Source organism: Mesorhizobium sp. M0802, assembly GCF_040320115.1.
GTDB lineage: Bacteria > Pseudomonadota > Alphaproteobacteria > Rhizobiales > Rhizobiaceae > Mesorhizobium.
Genome location: NZ_JAMYOY010000009.1, coordinates 1 through 16,902 on the forward strand (window position 1 = coordinate 1; position 16,902 = coordinate 16,902).

The window sequence follows — 16,902 nt, forward strand, 5'->3', positions numbered from 1 at the left end:
GCTTGGCGCTGCGGCGGACGCATAGGGGGAGAGAAGTGTCACCTATGTATCCGGTTCAAAGTGTTACCCATCTATCGGCTGGACACTGACCGCAACCTTGGCGCTCATTCTGACGAGCTGGCGAAATCCTCGTAACAGCCTCTTTCTCCCCGTCACTATACGGGGAGAAATGCCCGGCAGGGCATGAGGGGCGGCGCCGACGGTTGGAGTCACCATCGCAGCGGTGGGTCCCTCTTTCTACCGCTGGTACTTATCCGCCTTACGCGTCCCCAGCAAAAGCTTGCGCTCAAGCTGTGCCCGCAGCTCGCCATAATAGGCGGTGAGGAAGGCCCTGGAATCGACCGGCTCGATCGTCATGCCGATCTTGCGCCCGATCGTCTCGGCCACGGCTTTCAGCGCGAAATAGTCGTCGCGGCGGAGCACCTCTTCCAGCTTGTGCAGTTCGGCGATGCCATAGGCATCGAGCTGCGCCTGGGTGAAGCGGAAGGCGCGGGTGGTGGTATCCTGGCGTCGCGACAGGTCTTCGACCAGCGCCAGCTTGGGCGCCTCCACCACCCAGGTTCCGGCCAACAGGTCGCCGATGCGCATGCGGTCGCGGTTGAACAGCGGGAAGAGCGCAAACAGCAGCGTCCACACCAGCCCGAAGATCGTCGACAGCGTGTCGGCGAGCCCCATCTGGCTGCGGCCTAGGATGATCGACAGCGGCAGGAAGATCTCGATCTCGCGCATCAGGTTGCGGGCAATGACCTGATCGATCGACAGGCCGGCGCCGCTGCGCGATGCCACCCGGATGCCGAGCATCCGTTTGCCGGGTGTGGCGGCGCGGCGGCCGGCTTCGAAGACGATGAAATATGCGTTGCGCAGGAAGAAGATCAGGATGATCCAGACGATGAACAGCGGCTGCGCGCCTTCGCCTTTGAGGCCGGCCAGCCCGAACAGTGCAACGATCGAGATCACGATCGCCGTGACGATGATGATGACAAAGTCGAGCAGGAAGGCGGCGGCGCGGGTGCCGGCATCGGCGAGCTTGATCCGGAGATCGACGCCTTCCGGCGTGACCAGCGGCCGTATTGTCGAGACGGCAGCACGCCTAGCGGTTGCCATGCCGCACCACCCTGAACACATAGAAATAGCAAAGCCACAGCGTCAGCATGACGCCGCCAATGGCGTAGCGTGTCACGTCGCTGGTGATCACCTGCCTGCCGATGCCTTCGAGCAGGCCGGCAAACAAAAGCATGATCGTCACCCCGACCATGGTGGTTGCGGCCACGCGCCCGGCATCGGCTGCCGCCGTCATCCGCGTCAGTTCGCCGGGGAAGGCGATGCGCGTGCCGATGCGCATGCCGGCGGCGCCCGCCAAGGCGATCGCGAACATCTCGGTGGTGCCGTGGATGGACAGCCAGCCGCCCAGCTCCAGCCCGAGCCCCTTGGCGACGTAGATCTGGAACATCGCGCCAAGCAGGCAGCCATTCATCAGGATCAAGAGCACGCTAGGCACCGCGAAGGCAAAGCCCAGCGCGAAGGCCAGGATCGCCACCTGGACATTGTGCGTGAACAGATAGGCGGCGAAGCCCGACAGGAAATTGCTGTCGGCGCCGTCATAAAGCACCTGTCGCAGGACTTCGGCCGAGGCATCCGGGTTGCGCCCGCCGGCCAGGCTCGGCGGAATGATGGCGTCGAACCAGCCCTTGTCCTTCGCCACCAGCCAGTAGCCGGCGCCGGCGCCGACAAAGGTCAGGACGACCGACAGCAAGGTCTCGCGCCACAAATCGCGAATGGCATGCGGCCAGTCATGCAGGAAGAAGTCGCCGATGCGCTGCCGCAAGCCGCGACGTGCGCCATAGAGGTAGAAGTAGCCGCGCAGGCACAGCGCTTCGAGATAGCTGACCAGCGCATTGTCGAGCGACGTCGCCCGCGCCACCGAAAGCGAGGACAGCGCCGAGCGGTAGAGCAGCGGCAGCGACAAAAGCTCGTCTTCCGACAGCGTGCGCGGCGCACGTTTCTCGACCCGGGCAAGCAGCGCCTCGAACGCCTTCCAGTCGGCCTCGCGCTCCGAACGGAAGCTCGCCAGCGACTGGCGCACCGCATCCTTGCCGACCAGCGCGTTCACAACAGATCCTCCCGCTTTAGCTCGAGATAGCGCTCGACCAGCGCCGGTCCGAGCCTCTGATGGTCGGCTTCGATGACATGCGCGCCGAGCAGCCTGAGCCTGCCGATGACGACCTGCCTTTCGCGCAGCAGCCCGCCGGCGACGACCGAGCGCGCCACATCCTCCGGTGCGTCCGGCGGCATGTCGGCCAGTGTCTCCAGTTCGACATCCTTCATCATCATGAACAGCACCAGATGCCGTTCGGTGAGCCGACCGACGGTGCGCAGCATCAGTTCGGCGCTGATCGGATCGACGAAGTCGGTGAAGATGATCACCAGCGAACGCCGGTCGAGCTTTGCTGCAAGGGTCGTCAGCGCCAGGGTGAAATTGGTCTCTTCGGTGGAATAGTCGATCTCCGCCGCCCGCTTCTGGATCATGGCGAAGCTGGCGGAGCCGCGCACGGCGCCGCTGGAGACGCGCGGCCGCGCATCGAAGCCGAACAGGGAGACCATGTCGCCGCCCTTCAGCGCAATGAACGCCGACAGCAAGGCGGCGGTGACCGCGCGGTCGACCTTCGGCACGCCGTCGACGGGCTCGCACATCAGCCGGCCGCTATCGATGGCCAGCACGATGTTGTTGTTCTCCTCAATACGGAATTCGCGCGCCAGAAGCCTGCCGTGGCGGGCGCTGCGCTTCCAGTCGATCATGCGCCGGCCCATGCCGGGCTGGTAGTCCTTGAGCGCCTCGAATTCGCGGCCCTGGCCGGCGCGGCGCTGCGCATGTCCGTCGGGCAGCGCCTGGCGCTGCAGAAGCGTGATCGCCTCGTCGCGGGCGCTGCTGACGTTGGGCAGCACCGCCACCTTGCCGTCCATCGGCAGAACCACCTGGTTCCAGACCAGCCCGAACGGCCCGCGCCAGCGCACCCACAGGCGATCGAACCTGGCAATGCCGCGCCGCAGCGCCTGAAATCTGAGATCGAGCGATGCGCTGCCGGCCTCGGCGGTCGATGCGCCGCCGGTGCCGCCCAGCGGTTGCAGCCGCTCGTCATGGCCAAGACGCGCCTGCACGGCGCGCGGCCGTCCGCCGAGCCTGGCGGTGACATTGACGGTGAGCTGGCCGCCGACGCTGACCTGCGGCGGGGCGTGGATGCTGGCGTTCAGAGAAGCCCGTCCGCGCCCGGCGGCCGCGTCCACGGCCAGGAAAGCAAGCAGCGCGCAGATCCACAACAGGCCGAGATACCACAGCGACGGCAGCGCGAGCGCGATCAGGAAGGCCGGTATTGCACCGGCCGCACCTGCCCAGACTGCCCGGCCGCTCGGATAAATCAACGTGGCGCTTCCGTCTGGTCTACAAGGTCGGTCACGATCTGTTCGACCAGGCGGCCGTCGATCTGCGCCGCCGGCGACAGGATAACGCGATGGCGCAGCGCCGGCACGGCAAGCGCCTTGACGTCGTCGGGGATGACATAGGCGCGCCCGTCGAGCGCTGCCCGGGCGCGTGCGGCTCTCGCCAGCATGGCGCCCGCACGCGGGCTGGCGCCGACTTCCAGATCGGGGCTGGCGCGCGTGGCCCGCACCAGCCTTGCGATATAGTCCACGACGTCGTCGACAAGCGTGACCCCGCCGACGGTCGCCAACGCCTTTTCCAGCGTCTTGCAGTCGGCCTGGGCGGTGATGCCGTATTGCTTGATATCGTGCGAGGCGGTGCCGCCGCCATGGTGGATGATGATCGCCTTTTCCTCTTGCGCGCCGGGGTAGCTCACCCGGTGCTTGAACAGGAAACGGTCGAGCTGGGCTTCGGGCAGAGGATAGACGCCCTGATGTTCGATAGGGTTCTGCGTCGCCACCACCATGAAGTTCGGGCCGAGCGCATGAGTGGTGCCGTCGAAGGTGACGGCATGCTCCTGCATCGCCTCCAAAAGGGCAGCCTGGGTCTTGGGCGGCGTGCGGTTGATCTCGTCGGCGAGCAAAAGGTCGCAGAAGATCGGGCCGCGCGTCAGCGTGAATTGCCCGGTCTGGAAATTGTAGATGTTGGAACCGACGATATCGCCGGGCATCAGGTCGGGTGTGAACTGGATGCGGCCATAGGCGACGCCCAGCGCCTGGGCAAAGCAGCGCGCCGTCATCGTCTTGGCCGTTCCCGGTGGTCCTTCGAGCAATATATGCCCGCCGGCGAACAATGCCGTGAGCATCAGATCGACCGTATCGTGTTGCCCGGTGATGGCCTTGGCCACCTCTTCCCTGATCTGTGTCGCCAGGGCCTTCACATCATCGACGTTCACCGAGCCTCCTTGCCGTCCAGTCGTGCAGCTTTTCGGCTGCATCATGCATTTGTGTCAGGGTCTTTGCCGCGTTCGCAGCTTGCAGGCGGGTCGTGAAACCGCCGGCTTCGTCCTTGTCGCGGGAATCGAGCCAGCGGTCGAGCGCTTCGCCCTGCAAACCGTGCGGCGCGCCGAGCAGCGCGCCGGCGCGCACGCGTGCCAGTGCTCCATAGCGGTCGCCCAGTTCCTCCAGCCGGCCGGCGCGGCGCAACAGCATCGCCGTGGTGTCGACCAGCGCGCGTTTGCCGAAGGCGATGGCGCGCTGATCGGCCCGTGGCGGCCCGAACCGGCCAAGGCCATGCAGGAAGGCAAGTGCCGCGGCCGCCAGGATGGTCAGCGTCAGCGCCAGGAAAGGCGGTTCAACCAGAAGCTTGGCGAGATCGTATTTTCGCCCGACGCCATGCAGCGTCAGGTCGAACATGACGGCACCCTCTTCGGGCTGGAGGAGCTCGATCAGCTTGAGCGCCGCCGCCGCCTTGTCGGGATCTTTCAAGCCAGCGTTGTTGATGAGATCGGGGTCCGTCAGAATGTAGAACCGCTCGTCTTCGACCTCGGTCAGCACGGCCTTGCCGTTGCCGGCGGCAATCAGCGGGTGTTCGTCGGCCACCCATTGCAACTGGTCGGGAACGCTGACCATTTGCCCTGAGACGTCGAGTTGCTTGACCGTGGTCTCACCTTCGCCGAGCTTGGCCTTGGCGATGCGGCCGAGCCAGTCGTTGACCACCACATCCGGCAGTCGCTGGATCTTCATCTCCCAGCCCTCGTGCTGGAACAGCGGCAAGGTCGCCCATTTGGGCAGCACGAACAGCGTATGCATGCCCTTGCGAAGCTTGATGATGTTGGCGAGCGCATCTGGGTTGCTGTCAGGCGAAATGGTGACGATCAGCAGCGCCGTGTCGATCTCAAGATCGCTGTCGGACCGCGCCATATCCGGCGGCTCGCCGGTCAGCTTCAGCCATTCCGCCAAGCCGGCATAGCCGATGCCGCTCTTCGACAGTGGGGTTGCGCCACCGACGCTCGGCTGGCGAAAGTCGGGCGCATAGGTGGACAAAAGGAAGAAGCCCGCTGCCGCGAGCAGGCTGGCGAAAATGCCCCAGAACAGCGTCCTTCGGCTGAACGGTTCCTGCTGGGCGATGTCGGCTGTCGCGTCGCTCACGTCCAGGCATCCCTGAAGACGAATCGCTCATAGGCGCTGCGCGCCTCCTGCCAGCCCTCGGGCCCGACCGGCCGGCGCGCGAACAGAGCGGCCTCGACGATGCGCGCGATCTGGGTAAAGGCGCCACGCGCCCGCGTTGGCAGCGACGCCGCTCCCGCGATATCGCGCGCGGTCAGCGACGGGCGCAGGAAGTCGGGCAGGCGGCCGGCAATGTCGGCAACGCTGCGGCGCAGCAGGAGATGCACCGCCTCGTCATACTCGCCCCGGGCGGCGAGCGCATCGGCTTCCGACAGCAGGACCTGCGCGGCGCCAACGTCGGGGTGCCATGTCGCTTCCGCCTCGGTCACGCTCTTTTTGCGCCACCAGGGCAGGCGCCAGGCGACGCCTTTCACCTCAAGGAAAATCAGCATGAGGATGATGGCGGCACCTGTGATCACCGCTCCCCAGAACAGGTAGATCATATAGGGGCCGAGCCACTTGAGGAACTCGCCCAGCGGCTTCAGCCACTCCGGCGTCTCCGGCGGCCTGAAGGCCGGCAGGTCGAACTGGATCGAATCGTCCGACAGCAACTGCTTGTGCAGTTTGGCCAGCCATTCGGCTTGCGCAGCGTCCGGCTGTGCAGCAGTCACCTTCTCGCCCCCATGAACCTGCGGTCCCCGAGCCGACACTGGCAATGCAGCGTAACTTTTGCAAGTGGGCTAGACGCCAGTCGTTAATCTTGGCAAATTTACTACTGCGGCTGCCGGACAATATTCGGCGGTGGAACAGGGGGCGCATCATGACTTCGGCAACATTTGCACGGCCTGAGAAATTTCAGATCGGCAGGGTCTTCAACAACAGCTTCTCCGTCATCGGCCGCAACGTCGTACTTTTCGTGGGGCTTTCGGTGCTGTTTGCGGGGGTGCCGGCAGTTATTCTTCGGCTATGGACCGAATCGCGCATGCAGGCGCTCCTAACGGCCAATCCCGGCGCTGCGGCCGACCCCGCCCTGGTGTTTAGCAACATTTGGGTGACGCTCCCGGCCAGTTTCATTGCCTCCCTTTTCGTATTGGTGCTGCAGTCGGCGCTCGTGCGAGCCACAATCGAGGATTTGAACGGCAAGCGGCCGACCTTGGGCGATTGCCTGCAGATAGCCATCCGATATTTTCTGCCGACATTGGCGATCGGCCTGCTCGTCGGCCTGGGCGCAGGCCTAGCCGCGCTTGCGTTGCTGGTGCCCGGCATCATCTTGTGGCTGGGCTGGTCGGTTGCGATACCGGTTCAGATCCAGGAGCGGCTCGGCGTGTTCGGCTCGATGTCGCGCAGCCGCGCCCTGACCAAGGGCAGCCGCTGGTCGCTCTTCGGCTTGTTCCTTGTCCTGATCATCATCGGCATGGTCATCCAGGGCGCGGTGGGCGTGTTTGTCTACCTGTTTCACGACATTGTCGCTACTGTCGTGGCGGCACTGGTGCAGAGCGTGATGTCGATGTTGCTGTCGGTCGCCGCCGCCGTCAGCTATGTCGAGCTGCGCCAGGTCAGGGAAGGCACCAGCATCGACGAACTGGCCGAGATTTTCTCGTAAGCCGACGGGTTTGCACCGCCTTGACCCGGTCAGGTCAAGGCGGGTGCCAGGGCAGGAGGCATCGTGACGTCACTGGCGCAGGACCGACCGGAAAAATTCCGCATCGGCAGGGTCTTCAGCAACAGCTTCGCGGTTATTGGCCGCAATCTGGGTTTCCTTGCTGTGGTTGTCGGACTTTTCTCGACACTGCCCGCACTGCTGTACAACCTCTGGAACCTGTCCCGGGCGGCTACATCTGTGAACGTCGACAGCGCCGGGAACGCCGCCGCTTTCGAAACGTCGGCCATGGGAGACTACTCGGCCTTGTCGATAATCGCTTCCTTGATCATTTTCGTGCTGGCCTTGTTGGTGCAAGCGGCGCTTGTCAGGGCGGCGATCGAGGATTTGAACGGCAAGCGGCCGGTCATCGGCGACTGCATCCAGATAGCATTGCGCAGCTTCTTGCCCACGCTGGGCATAGGCATTCTGGTCATTGTCACTGTGGTGGTGGCTGTTTTTGTGATGGTTTTCATCGCCTGGGTCATCCCCCCTATCGGCTGGCTGATCGGGCTTGCCCTGGCGTTGATCCCAGCTTTTATGTGGCTGATTTCCGTGTCGGTTTCCGTGCCCATTGCGGTTCAGGAGCGGCTTGGCGTATTCGGCTCGATATCGCGTAGCCGTGCCCTGACCAAGGGCAGCCGCTGGTCGATATTCTGGCTGCTGCTGATCATTGGCGTGGCGGCGATGCTCATCCAGGCGGTGTTCACTTTGTTTTTCGGACTGGCGGTCGCCACCACCGGCGGCATTACCGGCGTCGGTGTCCTGGTCGGAGCGCTCGGCAGCACTCTGGTGTCGACGATCTTTTCGACGATGCTGTCGGTGACCATTGCCGTCACCTATGTCGAACTGCGCCAGGTCAAGGAAGGCACCAGCGTCGACGAACTGGCGGAGATTTTCTCGTAGGAGGCGAAAGCTGACTCGGCTGGTCGGACGGCGGGATCTCAGTGACAACAAGCGTGTTTCGCCTGCACGCTCGTCCGTGCTCCTTCCAGGTGAGGTTATAAAAAGGCCCGGCGGCATAGGCGATGCCCCAATGCACGAAGGCGCAATCAGGATCTGTCTCCAGCGCCTTCTCGAAGCACTTTATGCCTTCCTCATGGTTGAAGCCGTAGCACCAGTTCAGCCCGATATCGAACCAGCGCTGCGTCTCGGCCGAGGTGGTGGAATGGGGTGGCGATAGGTGCCGAGGTCGAAATGATCCATGCCTGATTCGCTCTGAGCCGAGAGTCGGTCAGGCGCAATCTGTGCCAAAATTCTTGCGCATGGCAAATGGCATTCGGCTGGCGTGGTCCTCCGAACCCCCAGCCGTTTTCGTTCTGGAAAGGATCACCCCTCCAGCCACACCTTCTCAAAATGCTGCTCCAGCGACTGGTGCTGTTCGCAGCCCTGCACGCCTTTGCGATAGGTGCGGTAGACCGAGCGCCAGTAGGGCTGGATGATGATGCCGGCATCGCGCAGATTCTGCTCGACCCTGGCCATGATCTCCTTGCGCTGGGCGGCGTCCGGCGTTGCCAGCGCCTTGTCGAGAAGCGTGTCGAATTCCTTGTCGGCATAGGCGCTTTCGTTCCAGGCGGCGCCCGATTTGTAGGCGAGCGCCAACACCTGGACGCCGAGCGGGCGGCCCAGCCATTCGGTTGTGGAGAAGGGGTATTTGCTCCAGTCGTTCCAGAAGGTCGCGGCGGGCAGCACGGTTCGCTTGATCTTCAGGCCGGCCTCACGCATCTGCGCGGCGATCGCATCGCCGGTGCTCTTTTGCCATTCGACGTCGACCGAGATCAGCTCGAATTCGTGGTCCGTCTTGCCGGCCTCGGCGAGTAATTTCTTGGCCTGTTCCGTGTCGCGCTTGGCCGGGCCGATATCGGCAAATTCCGGGTGCATCGGGCCGACATGGTGATTGTCGGCAGGCTTCCCGCGGCCGCCGAGGCCGAGCGCCAGCACGGCCGAATTGTCGACCGCAAGCTGGGCGGCGCGGCGCACCTTGACGTCGTCATAGGGCGCGTTGCCGACATTGAAGCGGGCAACGATAGTCGAGCCGGTGGCGATCTCGGAATTCAACAAGCCCATTTGCTCGGTCTGCGACACGGCGTCGGACGCGGTCTCGTGGTCGGTGTCGATTTCGCCGGATTCGAACGCCGACAGCATGGCGTTGGGGTCGGAGCCGTAATCGACCCATTTGATGCCGTCGAGGTAGAAGTCGCCCTTCCACCAGGGCTTGTCCTTGCGCTTCACCTCCGCACTGGTCTCGGCTTTCCAGCTGACGAGTTCGCAGGGGCCGGTGGTGATCGCCAGCGCCTTCATCGGGTCGTCGCCGCCCTCATAGGAGCGGTGCATGATCAGCGCGGGATAGTCGGCCATGCCGGCGATCAGCGAAATGTCGGGTTTCGGCAGATTGAGCTTTACGGTGAAGTCGTCGACCTTCTGGATGCCGCCATCGACCGGCTTCTTGGTGTCGGCATTGACCAGCGCGCCCATGCGTGCGGCGACCGAATTGCCGGCGACGGAAGCATCGCACCAGCGGCTGAGATTGTGGATGACGTCATCGGCGTTGAAGGCGTCGCCATTCGACCAGGCGATGCCCTTGCGCACATGAAGCGTCAGCGTCTTGGCGTCGTCGCTGGTTTCCCAGCTTTCGAGCAGCCACGGCTCGAAGGTGAAGTCGCGGTTCCAGCGCACCAAATATTCGTTGCAATGGCGCGCTACATTGGACATTTCGACGCCGTCGAAAGTACGTGGATCCTTGAAGCCCTTGACGTTCATGGCGACGCGCAAGGTGCCGCCGCGTTTCGGCTCTTCGGCCCGGGCAGGCGAAGGGGAAAGGCCGCCCAGCGCCAGCGCGCCGGCGGCGCTGACGCCGAAGCCGGCCATGATGGCGAGATATTCGCGCCGGTTGACGCCGCCTTTCCTGAAATCATCGGCAACGGGCTTCGCCTGCGGGTGCAAATTGCGGTCGGTCAGCATGAATTTCATCGTTGTTCCCTCTTTTGTCGGGCGCCCCGACGGTCCGCCTCCGCTGGGGGGCGGATGCGATCATCGGGCGCCGTTGCCTGAGCAGGTGATGATAAAGCGGGCCGATCCCGGGAAATGTTCTCATTTCCGCAATTCTTGTGCGCCACTCCGCAGAGGTAGACGGCCAATCTCCCCCCTTGTGGGGGAGATGTCCGGCAGGACAGAGGGGGGCGCTGTCCCGCCATCCCGTCTGCCGACTGGAGTATCTTCACAGATAATCGTTGCGTTGATTTAGGATACTGAAGGGCCGCGATCCTTCGCGCCCCCCTCTGGCCTGCCGGCTTTCGTCGTTCGGAAAGCCAAGCAATTGGCTTTCCATCCGCTACGCGGACCACTCCTCAACCCCCATGAGGGGGAGATCAGCGCTTCGCCGCCTCAATATGGCCAGTCGTTCTTGCCGAGCACGGCGACGGCGGCGATGGCTGCAAGCGTGCACACGAACGCCTCGCCGGCGCGCGGAACACTTTTGCGGGCGCGCAGAAAACTGTGCACCAGCCGCGGCTCCTCATACCACCAGGCGCGGCCGCCGGCGGCAACGACGCGGTCGCGATAGGTCTCGCCGTCCGACGACAGCGGATCGCACTGGGCAGTGATGATGACAGTCGGCGGCAGGCCGGAGAAGTCGTTGTCTTTCAGCGGAGAAAAAGTCGGGTCGTCGGGCGACTGTGCCGGGGCAGCGCGAATGGTGCGGTAGAACGCGATGTCGCGCAGCGTCAGCAACGGTGCCTCGGCATGTTCGACATAGGAGCCGGCACTCTCGTCGCCGCCGAGGCCGGGATAGATCAGCACCTGGCCGGCCGCCCGGCGCAGGTGGCGGCGAGACGCGTGCGCGACCGCGGCGGCAAGGTTGCCGCCGGCGCTTTCGCCGACGAGCACGATCGGCAGGTCCGTTGTCACCGCCGCCCATTCGAACACGGTCAGCGCGTCGTCGAAGGCGGCCGGGTGGGGATGTTCCGGCGCCAACCGGTAGTCGGCCGAGACAACGTCGAAACCGGTGCCGGCGCAGATCTCGGCGCAGATGTCGTCATGGCTGTCGAGCCCGCCAAGCACAAAGCCGCCGCCATGATAGTAGACGATGACGGCGCGCACGGGCTTGCCCGCCATCCGATAGTAGCGGATCGGGATGGCGTGCCCTGCATCGGCGGCGATGATGCCGCCGCTGGCCGAAACCCCTTTGGGATAACCCTGATGGAAGGCGCGGCACATCGCATCATAGACCGACCTTTGCTCGGCGATCGGAAGTTCGGCGATTTCTGGCGGGAACCAGTCATTGACCAGGTCGATATACTCCCACAGCGCCGGATCGAGCAGGGTGGCGTATTTCCCCCGCCTGGCGGTCTTGAGCTTGTGGACCGTGCCCATCTCTCAGAGCTCGCCGTAGAGCCGTTCGGCGTTTTCAAAGGTGAAGCGCAGCGGTACCGAGCCTTCGACCTGCCATGCATCGATGGTGTCGCCCGCCATCAGCCGGCACGCGTCTATCGTGTTGGTGACGGCGCCGCCATAGAGCCGGTTGGCAAGGTTGAGGATGGCGGTCTGGTGCATGGCGGCACTGCCGCTGCCGCAGGCATCCTTGACCAGAAGCACGCGAAAGCCGGATGCCACCGCGTCCTTCACGGTGGCGTCGATGCAGGCCTCGGTCCAGACGCCGGCGACGATCAGCCATTCGATGCCGCGCGCCTTGAGTTCGGTTGCGGCAGGCCCGGCGCCGAAGGCGCTGGCCTGCGTCTTGACCAGCATCGTCTCGCCGGCCGCGGGCGCCACTTCCGGGCAGATTTCCGTCAGAGGATCGCTCTTGTCGGAAAAGGCGGACTTGCCGTCGGCGTCGAGCGGATGGAAGGGATGCGCCTTGGCGGCATCGACGATATAGGCCCAGTGGCAAAGCGGCACGAAGTTGCGCCGCGCCGCCGCCTGCAGGCGCTGGACGTTGGCCAGCACCTCGCCATAACCTTCGACCAGATAGCGCTTGTCCTGCCGATGCTCTTCCTGGAGGTCGATGAACGCCGCGGCGACCGCGCCGCGTTTGATCGAGATGGGGCTTTTCATGCGGATGGGCCTATGCCTGTCGTCGCCAACGCCGCTCGGGTCGTGTCGACGCAAACGGTGGCGATTAGCGGGTGCCTCCCCACCTTCGTCATCCACGGGCGAAGCAGGAGCGAAGCTCCGTCGCGAAGACCCGAGGATCCATTCCGTGAGGTTGGCCGTGGGGTGCGGCGGAGCAGAACTTGCACCGTTGCGGCGCGGATGAGTCCCGGCATGGATCCTAGGGTCTGCGCCGCGTCGCTGCGCTCCTTGCTTCGCCCTAGGATGACGACGGGATTGGCGTTCGCGCTGGTTGCCAAGGGATGCGAAACGACCATCAAACCTGTTTCTCCAGAAACTCATCCTCGTAGGGAAAGCGCGACAGAAGCTCGGTGCCGGTGTCGGTGATCAGGATTTCGTCCTCCAGCTTGACGCCCTCGCGGCCACCTTTCTCGCCGATATAGCTTTCCACGCTCACCACCATGCCGGGCACGACAACACCGTCGCGGCCATAGGTCTCATAGTCCATGGCATGCGCGATGAACGGCGTCTCGCCATGCATGCCGACGCCATGCATCACCGAGGTATAGCGCTGGTCGACGAAACGGTCCGGGATTTTCCACGCTCTTTCGGCGATCTCGCGAAACGCCATGCCAGGTTTGACAATCGAAATGTTGTGCTGAACCTGGTCGTGCGCCATGCGGTAGAGCGATTTCTGATAGCCGGTCGGCTTGCCCGGCCCGCAGCGGAAGGTGCGCGAAAAATCGGAATAATAGCCATAGCAGCCGATCGTATCGGTATCGAGCGCCAGAAGCTCGCCCGGCCGGATCTTGCGGCCGCTGGCCTCGTTGAACCACGGATTGGTGCGCTGTCCCGAGGTGAGGAGCCGCGTCTCGATGAACTCGCCGCCCTGGCGGATCACCTCGCCATACATGATGGCGAACAGCTCATTTTCGGAGACGCCGGGTTTTATCGCCTCGCGCACCGCATAAACAGCGGCTTCCGCGCCGGCCATCGACACCTGCAGGCATTTGACCTCCTCAGGCGTCTTGACCGCGCGCACCGCCAAAATCTCGCCCTGGCAATCCTTGACCTCGCAGCTGCGCTTTTCCAGCGCCAGCGCCTGCAAATGGCTGCAGCGGTCGAGCCCGAGCTTCATCGAGCCGCCGCCGTGCTTCTTCAAAAGCTCGGCGATCTCGTCGGCGAAGGGACCGGCGGTCTCGTCGTCACGGCCCGACACCGAAGACCACACCAGCTTGGACGACCGCGCCTCGTCGATCGTGTCGAGCACCATCGAGACATGGTAGCTCTGCGGGTACTCGAACAGCACGATCGGCCCGTCGGTGGGGATGAAGAAATACCGCGTCGAGTTGCGCAGGAAATAGCCGAACATGTTGCGCGAGCCGGTGGCGTAGCGCTGGTTGTAGGGGTCGAACAAAACGACGCCGCCATAGCCCGCCTCGCGCATCCAGCCGCGCAGTTTCGCCAGCCGCCCCTTGCGCAAGGCGTCGGCATCGATGAAGGACGGCTCGGTGTCCGACAGCCACATGCCGCCGGCGGAGTCAGCCGCGACCGGGTGGCGCATGCGGTCCTTGAAATCCACGTCTTCGGTGCTGTCGGGATCGAAAACGACGATGCTCATTGGGTGCGCCTCCTGAAGGGCTAGACCATAGCCATGCGCCGAAAAATGTCTGTGCGAGAATCCGCAGATGTCGTGCGAAATGCCGCAAGAAGGGCATGGATACAAAGGGCAATGTTGCGATCCTTCGCGCCCCCCCTCTGTCCTGCCGGACATCTCCCCACAAGGAGGGAGATTAGCAGCTTTCGCGTCCCGCTCGCCCTGCAACGTTGGTGATTGGCGAAAGCCGAGGCGACATCTGATCTCCCCCCGTGTGGGGGAGATGTCCGGCAGGACAGAGGGGGGCGCTGTCCCGCCAGCATCTCACCGCGTTAGCGCGCAGCGCCCTCTAATGCCGCCGCATCGCCTTCGGCGCGTGCCCATGCTCCTCGCGAAACGCTCGGGCAAAACTTGACATGGACGCGAAGCCGCAGGCCAGCGCCACGTCTCGCACCATCAGCGTCGAATGGGCCAACAGGTCGGCGGCGCGCCGCAGCCGGAGCCGCCGGTAATATGCATTGGGCGAAATGCTGAGCTGGGCGCGGAAATTGCGCTCCAACTTGTCGGAGGAGACACCGAGCCTTGCCGCCAGCTCCGTCATGCCGAGCCGCTCTTCCACCGCATCCTCCATGATGGCGATGGCCGACAGCACCAGTTCGTTCTGGACGCCGGTGCGCAGCCTGAGCGGCATCAGCTTGCGGTCGACGCTCGAACGCAAGGGGCTGTGCACGAACCATTCGGCAACGCCCGCCGCGAGCTCGCCGCCATAATCGTTGGTGATGATCTCCAGCATCATGTCGAGGCTGCCGACGCCACCGGCCGAGGTGAAGCGCTTGCGGTCGATGACGTAGAGATCGCGCCGAAGCTCGATATCCGGGAACGCCTCGGTGAAGGCGGCCTGGCTGGTCCAGTGCAAGGTGCAGGCATGGCCGTCGAGCAGGCCGGCCCTGGCGAGGAAGAAGGCGGCGTCGGCCACCGCGCCGATATGGGCGCCGGCGCGCAGGCTCCTGCGGATCCAGGCAACCGCATCGTCCGCGACAAGCAAGTCCGCATTGCCGCCGGAGCAGACGACGATGCGGTCGACCTTCGGTGCGCTGGAGGCTGAGAATCCCGGTTGTATGACAACCCCGTTGGACGCCTCGACCGTTCCCTGGTCGGCGCCGACGATCACCCAGCGGTAACAATCGCGTTTGGCCAGCACATTGGCGGCGCGCAGCGGCTCGATCACCGAACTGAACGCCATCATCGGAAAGCCGGGAAAGACCAGCACGGCGAAGGTGAGGGGACCTTCGCTTGCTGCGGGTTGCGCCCGGTCGTGTGTTTGGCTGGCACGGTCGGTATTCACAATTGTGTATTTCCCGGGAGCATCATTGGTGGCAGACAGGAAATGTAGCGGGCTTTTTGGCCCGCCGGCAATGGAGACGACGCCATGTTTGCGGCCCAGACCATCGACAGCACCAACAAGCCAGCCTTCTACCGCGAACTGGCCACCCAGTTGAAGGCGCTGCTGGAAGGCGAGAGCGACTCCGTCGCCAACGCCGCCAACACATCGGCGCTGATCTTCCAGATGGTGCCCGATCTCAACTGGGCCGGCTTCTATTTCCTGGCCTCCGACGAGGAACTGGTGCTCGGACCGTTCCAGGGCAAGCCGGCCTGCGTGCGCATCGCCGTCGGCAAGGGCGTGTGCGGCACCGCGATCGATCTCGAAATGTCGATGCTGGTCAAGGATGTGCATGAATTTGCCGGCCACATCGCCTGCGACGCCGCCTCGCGCTCCGAACTGGTCGTGCTGCTCAGGGACAATCAGGGCGTCTTCGGCCTGATCGACCTCGACAGCCCGACGCCCGGCCGCTTCGACAAGGACGACCAGGCCGGCATCGAAGCGCTGGCCGCGATCTATGTCGCGGCGAGTTCGTTCGAGGATTAAGCGAACTTCACCAGCATCAGGCTGAAGCAGCCGATGAACAGGAAGGCGCAGTAGGCGAGCGCCAGCGGGCGAAGGCCGCGCGAGCGCAGCTGCGAAATGTTGGCCTGCAGACCCATGGCGGCGAGCCCCATGGTCAGCATGATGGTGGTGGCGAACGCCATGGCCGACTTCACTTCGGCCGGCACGGCAACCAGGCTGTTCAGCGCCACGACGGCGATGAAAGCGGCGACGAACCACGGCATCGGCGGCCGCGCACCGGATTGGTCGCTTGGGCGATCGCCATTGCTCTTGCGGCGCGCCATCAGGCCGAGCGCGATGACCATCGGCGCCAGCATGGCGACGCGGGTCAGCTTGGCGACGGTGGCGATCTCGCCGGACTGGGCGCCGTTCTGGAAGCCGGCGCCGATGACCTGCGCCACCTCGTGGATCGAGGCGCCGGCCCACAGGCCGAATGCATGCTGGTCGAGGCCGAGCACCGGCGCCAGCAGCGGAAGGCCGAGCATGGCGACGGTGCCGAACAGCGTGATCGAGGCGACGGCATAAGTGACGTCCTCGTCGCGCGCATCGGTGACGATGTTGGTGGCGACGATCGCCGAGGCGCCGCAGATCGAGGTGCCGGCGGCAATCAGCTGCGCCAGCTTGGCGTCGACGCCGAGCAGCCGGCCAAGCGTGATGGTGAAGACGAAGGTGGCGCCAAGGGTGGCTGCCACGATGCCGACGCCGCCGGCGCCGATGGAGACGACCTGGCCAAGCGTCAGCTGGAAGCCGAGCAGCACGACGGCAAAGCGCAGCAGGCGCTTCTGCGAAAAGGCGATGCCGGCCTTGGCATGGGCGGGGGTGCCGAGCACGTTGGAATAGATCATGCCGGCGCCGACGGCGAGGATCATCGGGCTGAACAGCGCGAAGCCGGAGACATTATGGGCCGAGAAGGCCACAGCCGTGATCATCGCTACCAGCACGATCCCGGGGATGACGCCATTCCACATGGAATCGAGCCGCTTCCGGCCCACGGCGGAAATCATGCTGATCGGAATATCGTTCGCTAGTTGGGCGGCGGCAGACAATGCAATTCTCCAGGCAAGTACCTCAGGAGAATGTCATTCCAGAATCGATCTTTCCAACGAATTGTTCTTATTGGAATGATCGATCTTTGCGAACGGTCGGCAA

At 64.2% G+C, this 16,902-nt stretch carries 15 protein-coding genes and 1 pseudogene; 3 read left to right on the top strand and 13 right to left on the bottom strand.

The features are described from left to right. Positions 1-237: 237 nt before the first annotated feature. From NKI10_RS14440 to NKI10_RS14465, 6 genes are read right to left on the bottom strand one after another with little or no spacing between them, the layout of a single operon-like run. Positions 238-1,104: an RDD family protein gene (locus tag NKI10_RS14440; protein ID WP_352860599.1), complete on the bottom strand. Its 867-nt coding sequence runs from the start codon at positions 1,102-1,104 to the stop codon at positions 238-240. Next, the gene (locus NKI10_RS14445) at positions 1,091-2,110 is read right to left on the bottom strand and encodes a stage II sporulation protein M (protein ID WP_352860601.1); all 1,020 of its coding nucleotides are present in this window, start codon (positions 2,108-2,110) and stop codon (positions 1,091-1,093) included. Before NKI10_RS14445 ends, NKI10_RS14440 begins: the two co-directional genes overlap by 14 nt. After that, positions 2,107-3,417 carry a DUF58 domain-containing protein gene (locus NKI10_RS14450; protein ID WP_023711604.1) on the bottom strand — a complete coding sequence of 437 codons (1,311 nt, stop codon included), beginning with the start codon at positions 3,415-3,417 and terminating at the stop codon, positions 2,107-2,109. The genes NKI10_RS14445 and NKI10_RS14450 overlap by 4 nt, the downstream gene beginning before the upstream one ends. After that, the gene (locus NKI10_RS14455; protein ID WP_352860603.1) at positions 3,414-4,370 is read right to left on the bottom strand and encodes an AAA family ATPase; all 957 of its coding nucleotides are present in this window, start codon (positions 4,368-4,370) and stop codon (positions 3,414-3,416) included. The genes NKI10_RS14450 and NKI10_RS14455 overlap by 4 nt, the downstream gene beginning before the upstream one ends. Continuing rightward, positions 4,357-5,565, bottom strand: a complete 1,209-nt coding sequence (locus tag NKI10_RS14460) for a DUF4350 domain-containing protein (RefSeq protein WP_352710198.1) — start codon at positions 5,563-5,565, stop codon at positions 4,357-4,359. Before NKI10_RS14460 ends, NKI10_RS14455 begins: the two co-directional genes overlap by 14 nt. Next, the gene (locus NKI10_RS14465; RefSeq protein WP_023711601.1) at positions 5,562-6,194 is read right to left on the bottom strand and encodes a DUF4129 domain-containing protein; all 633 of its coding nucleotides are present in this window, start codon (positions 6,192-6,194) and stop codon (positions 5,562-5,564) included. Before NKI10_RS14465 ends, NKI10_RS14460 begins: the two co-directional genes overlap by 4 nt. A 44-nt stretch (positions 6,195-6,238) precedes the next feature. On the opposite strand from NKI10_RS14465, the gene NKI10_RS14470 reads away from it, so the two are divergent. Together NKI10_RS14470 and NKI10_RS14475 are read left to right on the top strand one after the other, a co-directional pair. Further along, entirely contained in the window at positions 6,239-7,126 is an 888-nt protein-coding gene (locus NKI10_RS14470) for a hypothetical protein (RefSeq protein ID WP_245264537.1), read from the top strand. Positions 7,127-7,189: 63 nt separating this feature from the next. Beyond that, positions 7,190-8,068, top strand: coding sequence for a hypothetical protein (locus NKI10_RS14475; RefSeq protein WP_023711599.1), 879 nt, complete (start codon positions 7,190-7,192; stop codon positions 8,066-8,068). A gap of 67 nt (positions 8,069-8,135) precedes the next feature. On the opposite strand, the pseudogene NKI10_RS14480 reads toward NKI10_RS14475, so the two are convergent. The 6 genes and pseudogenes from NKI10_RS14480 to NKI10_RS14505 form a co-directional block, all read right to left on the bottom strand. Continuing rightward, a pseudogene (locus NKI10_RS14480) lies at positions 8,136-8,368 on the bottom strand (hypothetical protein); the annotation flags it as partial. A gap of 123 nt (positions 8,369-8,491) precedes the next feature. After that, positions 8,492-10,132, bottom strand: coding sequence for an ABC transporter substrate-binding protein (locus NKI10_RS14485; protein WP_352860606.1), 1,641 nt, complete (start codon positions 10,130-10,132; stop codon positions 8,492-8,494). Between the two features lie 414 nt (positions 10,133-10,546). Next, entirely contained in the window at positions 10,547-11,533 is a 987-nt protein-coding gene (locus NKI10_RS14490) for an alpha/beta hydrolase (RefSeq protein ID WP_023713599.1), read from the bottom strand. A gap of 3 nt (positions 11,534-11,536) precedes the next feature. Then, positions 11,537-12,214, bottom strand: coding sequence for an isochorismatase family protein (locus NKI10_RS14495; protein WP_023824570.1), 678 nt, complete (start codon positions 12,212-12,214; stop codon positions 11,537-11,539). Between the two features lie 313 nt (positions 12,215-12,527). Continuing rightward, positions 12,528-13,832, bottom strand: coding sequence for a M24 family metallopeptidase (locus NKI10_RS14500; protein ID WP_352860609.1), 1,305 nt, complete (start codon positions 13,830-13,832; stop codon positions 12,528-12,530). A 325-nt stretch (positions 13,833-14,157) separates the two neighbouring features. Then, positions 14,158-15,054 carry a GlxA family transcriptional regulator gene (locus NKI10_RS14505; protein ID WP_352860795.1) on the bottom strand — a complete coding sequence of 299 codons (897 nt, stop codon included), beginning with the start codon at positions 15,052-15,054 and terminating at the stop codon, positions 14,158-14,160. Between the two features lie 183 nt (positions 15,055-15,237). Between NKI10_RS14505 and msrC the strand changes: the two genes are divergently transcribed. Beyond that, positions 15,238-15,735, top strand: a complete 498-nt coding sequence (gene msrC, locus NKI10_RS14510; protein ID WP_352860611.1) for a free L-methionine (R)-S-oxide reductase MsrC — start codon at positions 15,238-15,240, stop codon at positions 15,733-15,735. Here msrC and NKI10_RS14515 read toward each other — a convergent pair. Then, a complete protein-coding gene (locus tag NKI10_RS14515) occupies positions 15,732-16,757 on the bottom strand; it encodes a YeiH family protein (protein WP_352860613.1) in 1,026 nt (341 codons plus the stop codon). The genes msrC and NKI10_RS14515 overlap by 4 nt on opposite strands. Between the last annotated feature and the right edge of the window lie 145 nt (positions 16,758-16,902).

What these genes read in the sequence shown, in the direction of transcription:
- NKI10_RS14440 (WP_352860599.1), bottom strand. Translation starts at nt 1,104, where the DNA reads ATGGCAACCGCTAGGCGTGCTGCCGTCTCGACAATACGGCCGCTGGTC.
- NKI10_RS14470 (WP_245264537.1), top strand. Translation starts at nt 6,239, where the DNA reads ATGCAGCGTAACTTTTGCAAGTGGGCTAGACGCCAGTCGTTAATCTTG.
- NKI10_RS14485 (WP_352860606.1), bottom strand. Translation starts at nt 10,132, where the DNA reads ATGAAATTCATGCTGACCGACCGCAATTTGCACCCGCAGGCGAAGCCC.
- NKI10_RS14490 (WP_023713599.1), bottom strand. Translation starts at nt 11,533, where the DNA reads ATGGGCACGGTCCACAAGCTCAAGACCGCCAGGCGGGGGAAATACGCC.
- NKI10_RS14495 (WP_023824570.1), bottom strand. Translation starts at nt 12,214, where the DNA reads ATGAAAAGCCCCATCTCGATCAAACGCGGCGCGGTCGCCGCGGCGTTC.
- NKI10_RS14500 (WP_352860609.1), bottom strand. Translation starts at nt 13,832, where the DNA reads ATGAGCATCGTCGTTTTCGATCCCGACAGCACCGAAGACGTGGATTTC.
- NKI10_RS14505 (WP_352860795.1), bottom strand. Translation starts at nt 15,054, where the DNA reads ATGATGGCGTTCAGTTCGGTGATCGAGCCGCTGCGCGCCGCCAATGTG.
- msrC (WP_352860611.1), top strand. Translation starts at nt 15,238, where the DNA reads ATGTTTGCGGCCCAGACCATCGACAGCACCAACAAGCCAGCCTTCTAC.
- NKI10_RS14515 (WP_352860613.1), bottom strand. Translation starts at nt 16,757, where the DNA reads ATGATTTCCGCCGTGGGCCGGAAGCGGCTCGATTCCATGTGGAATGGC.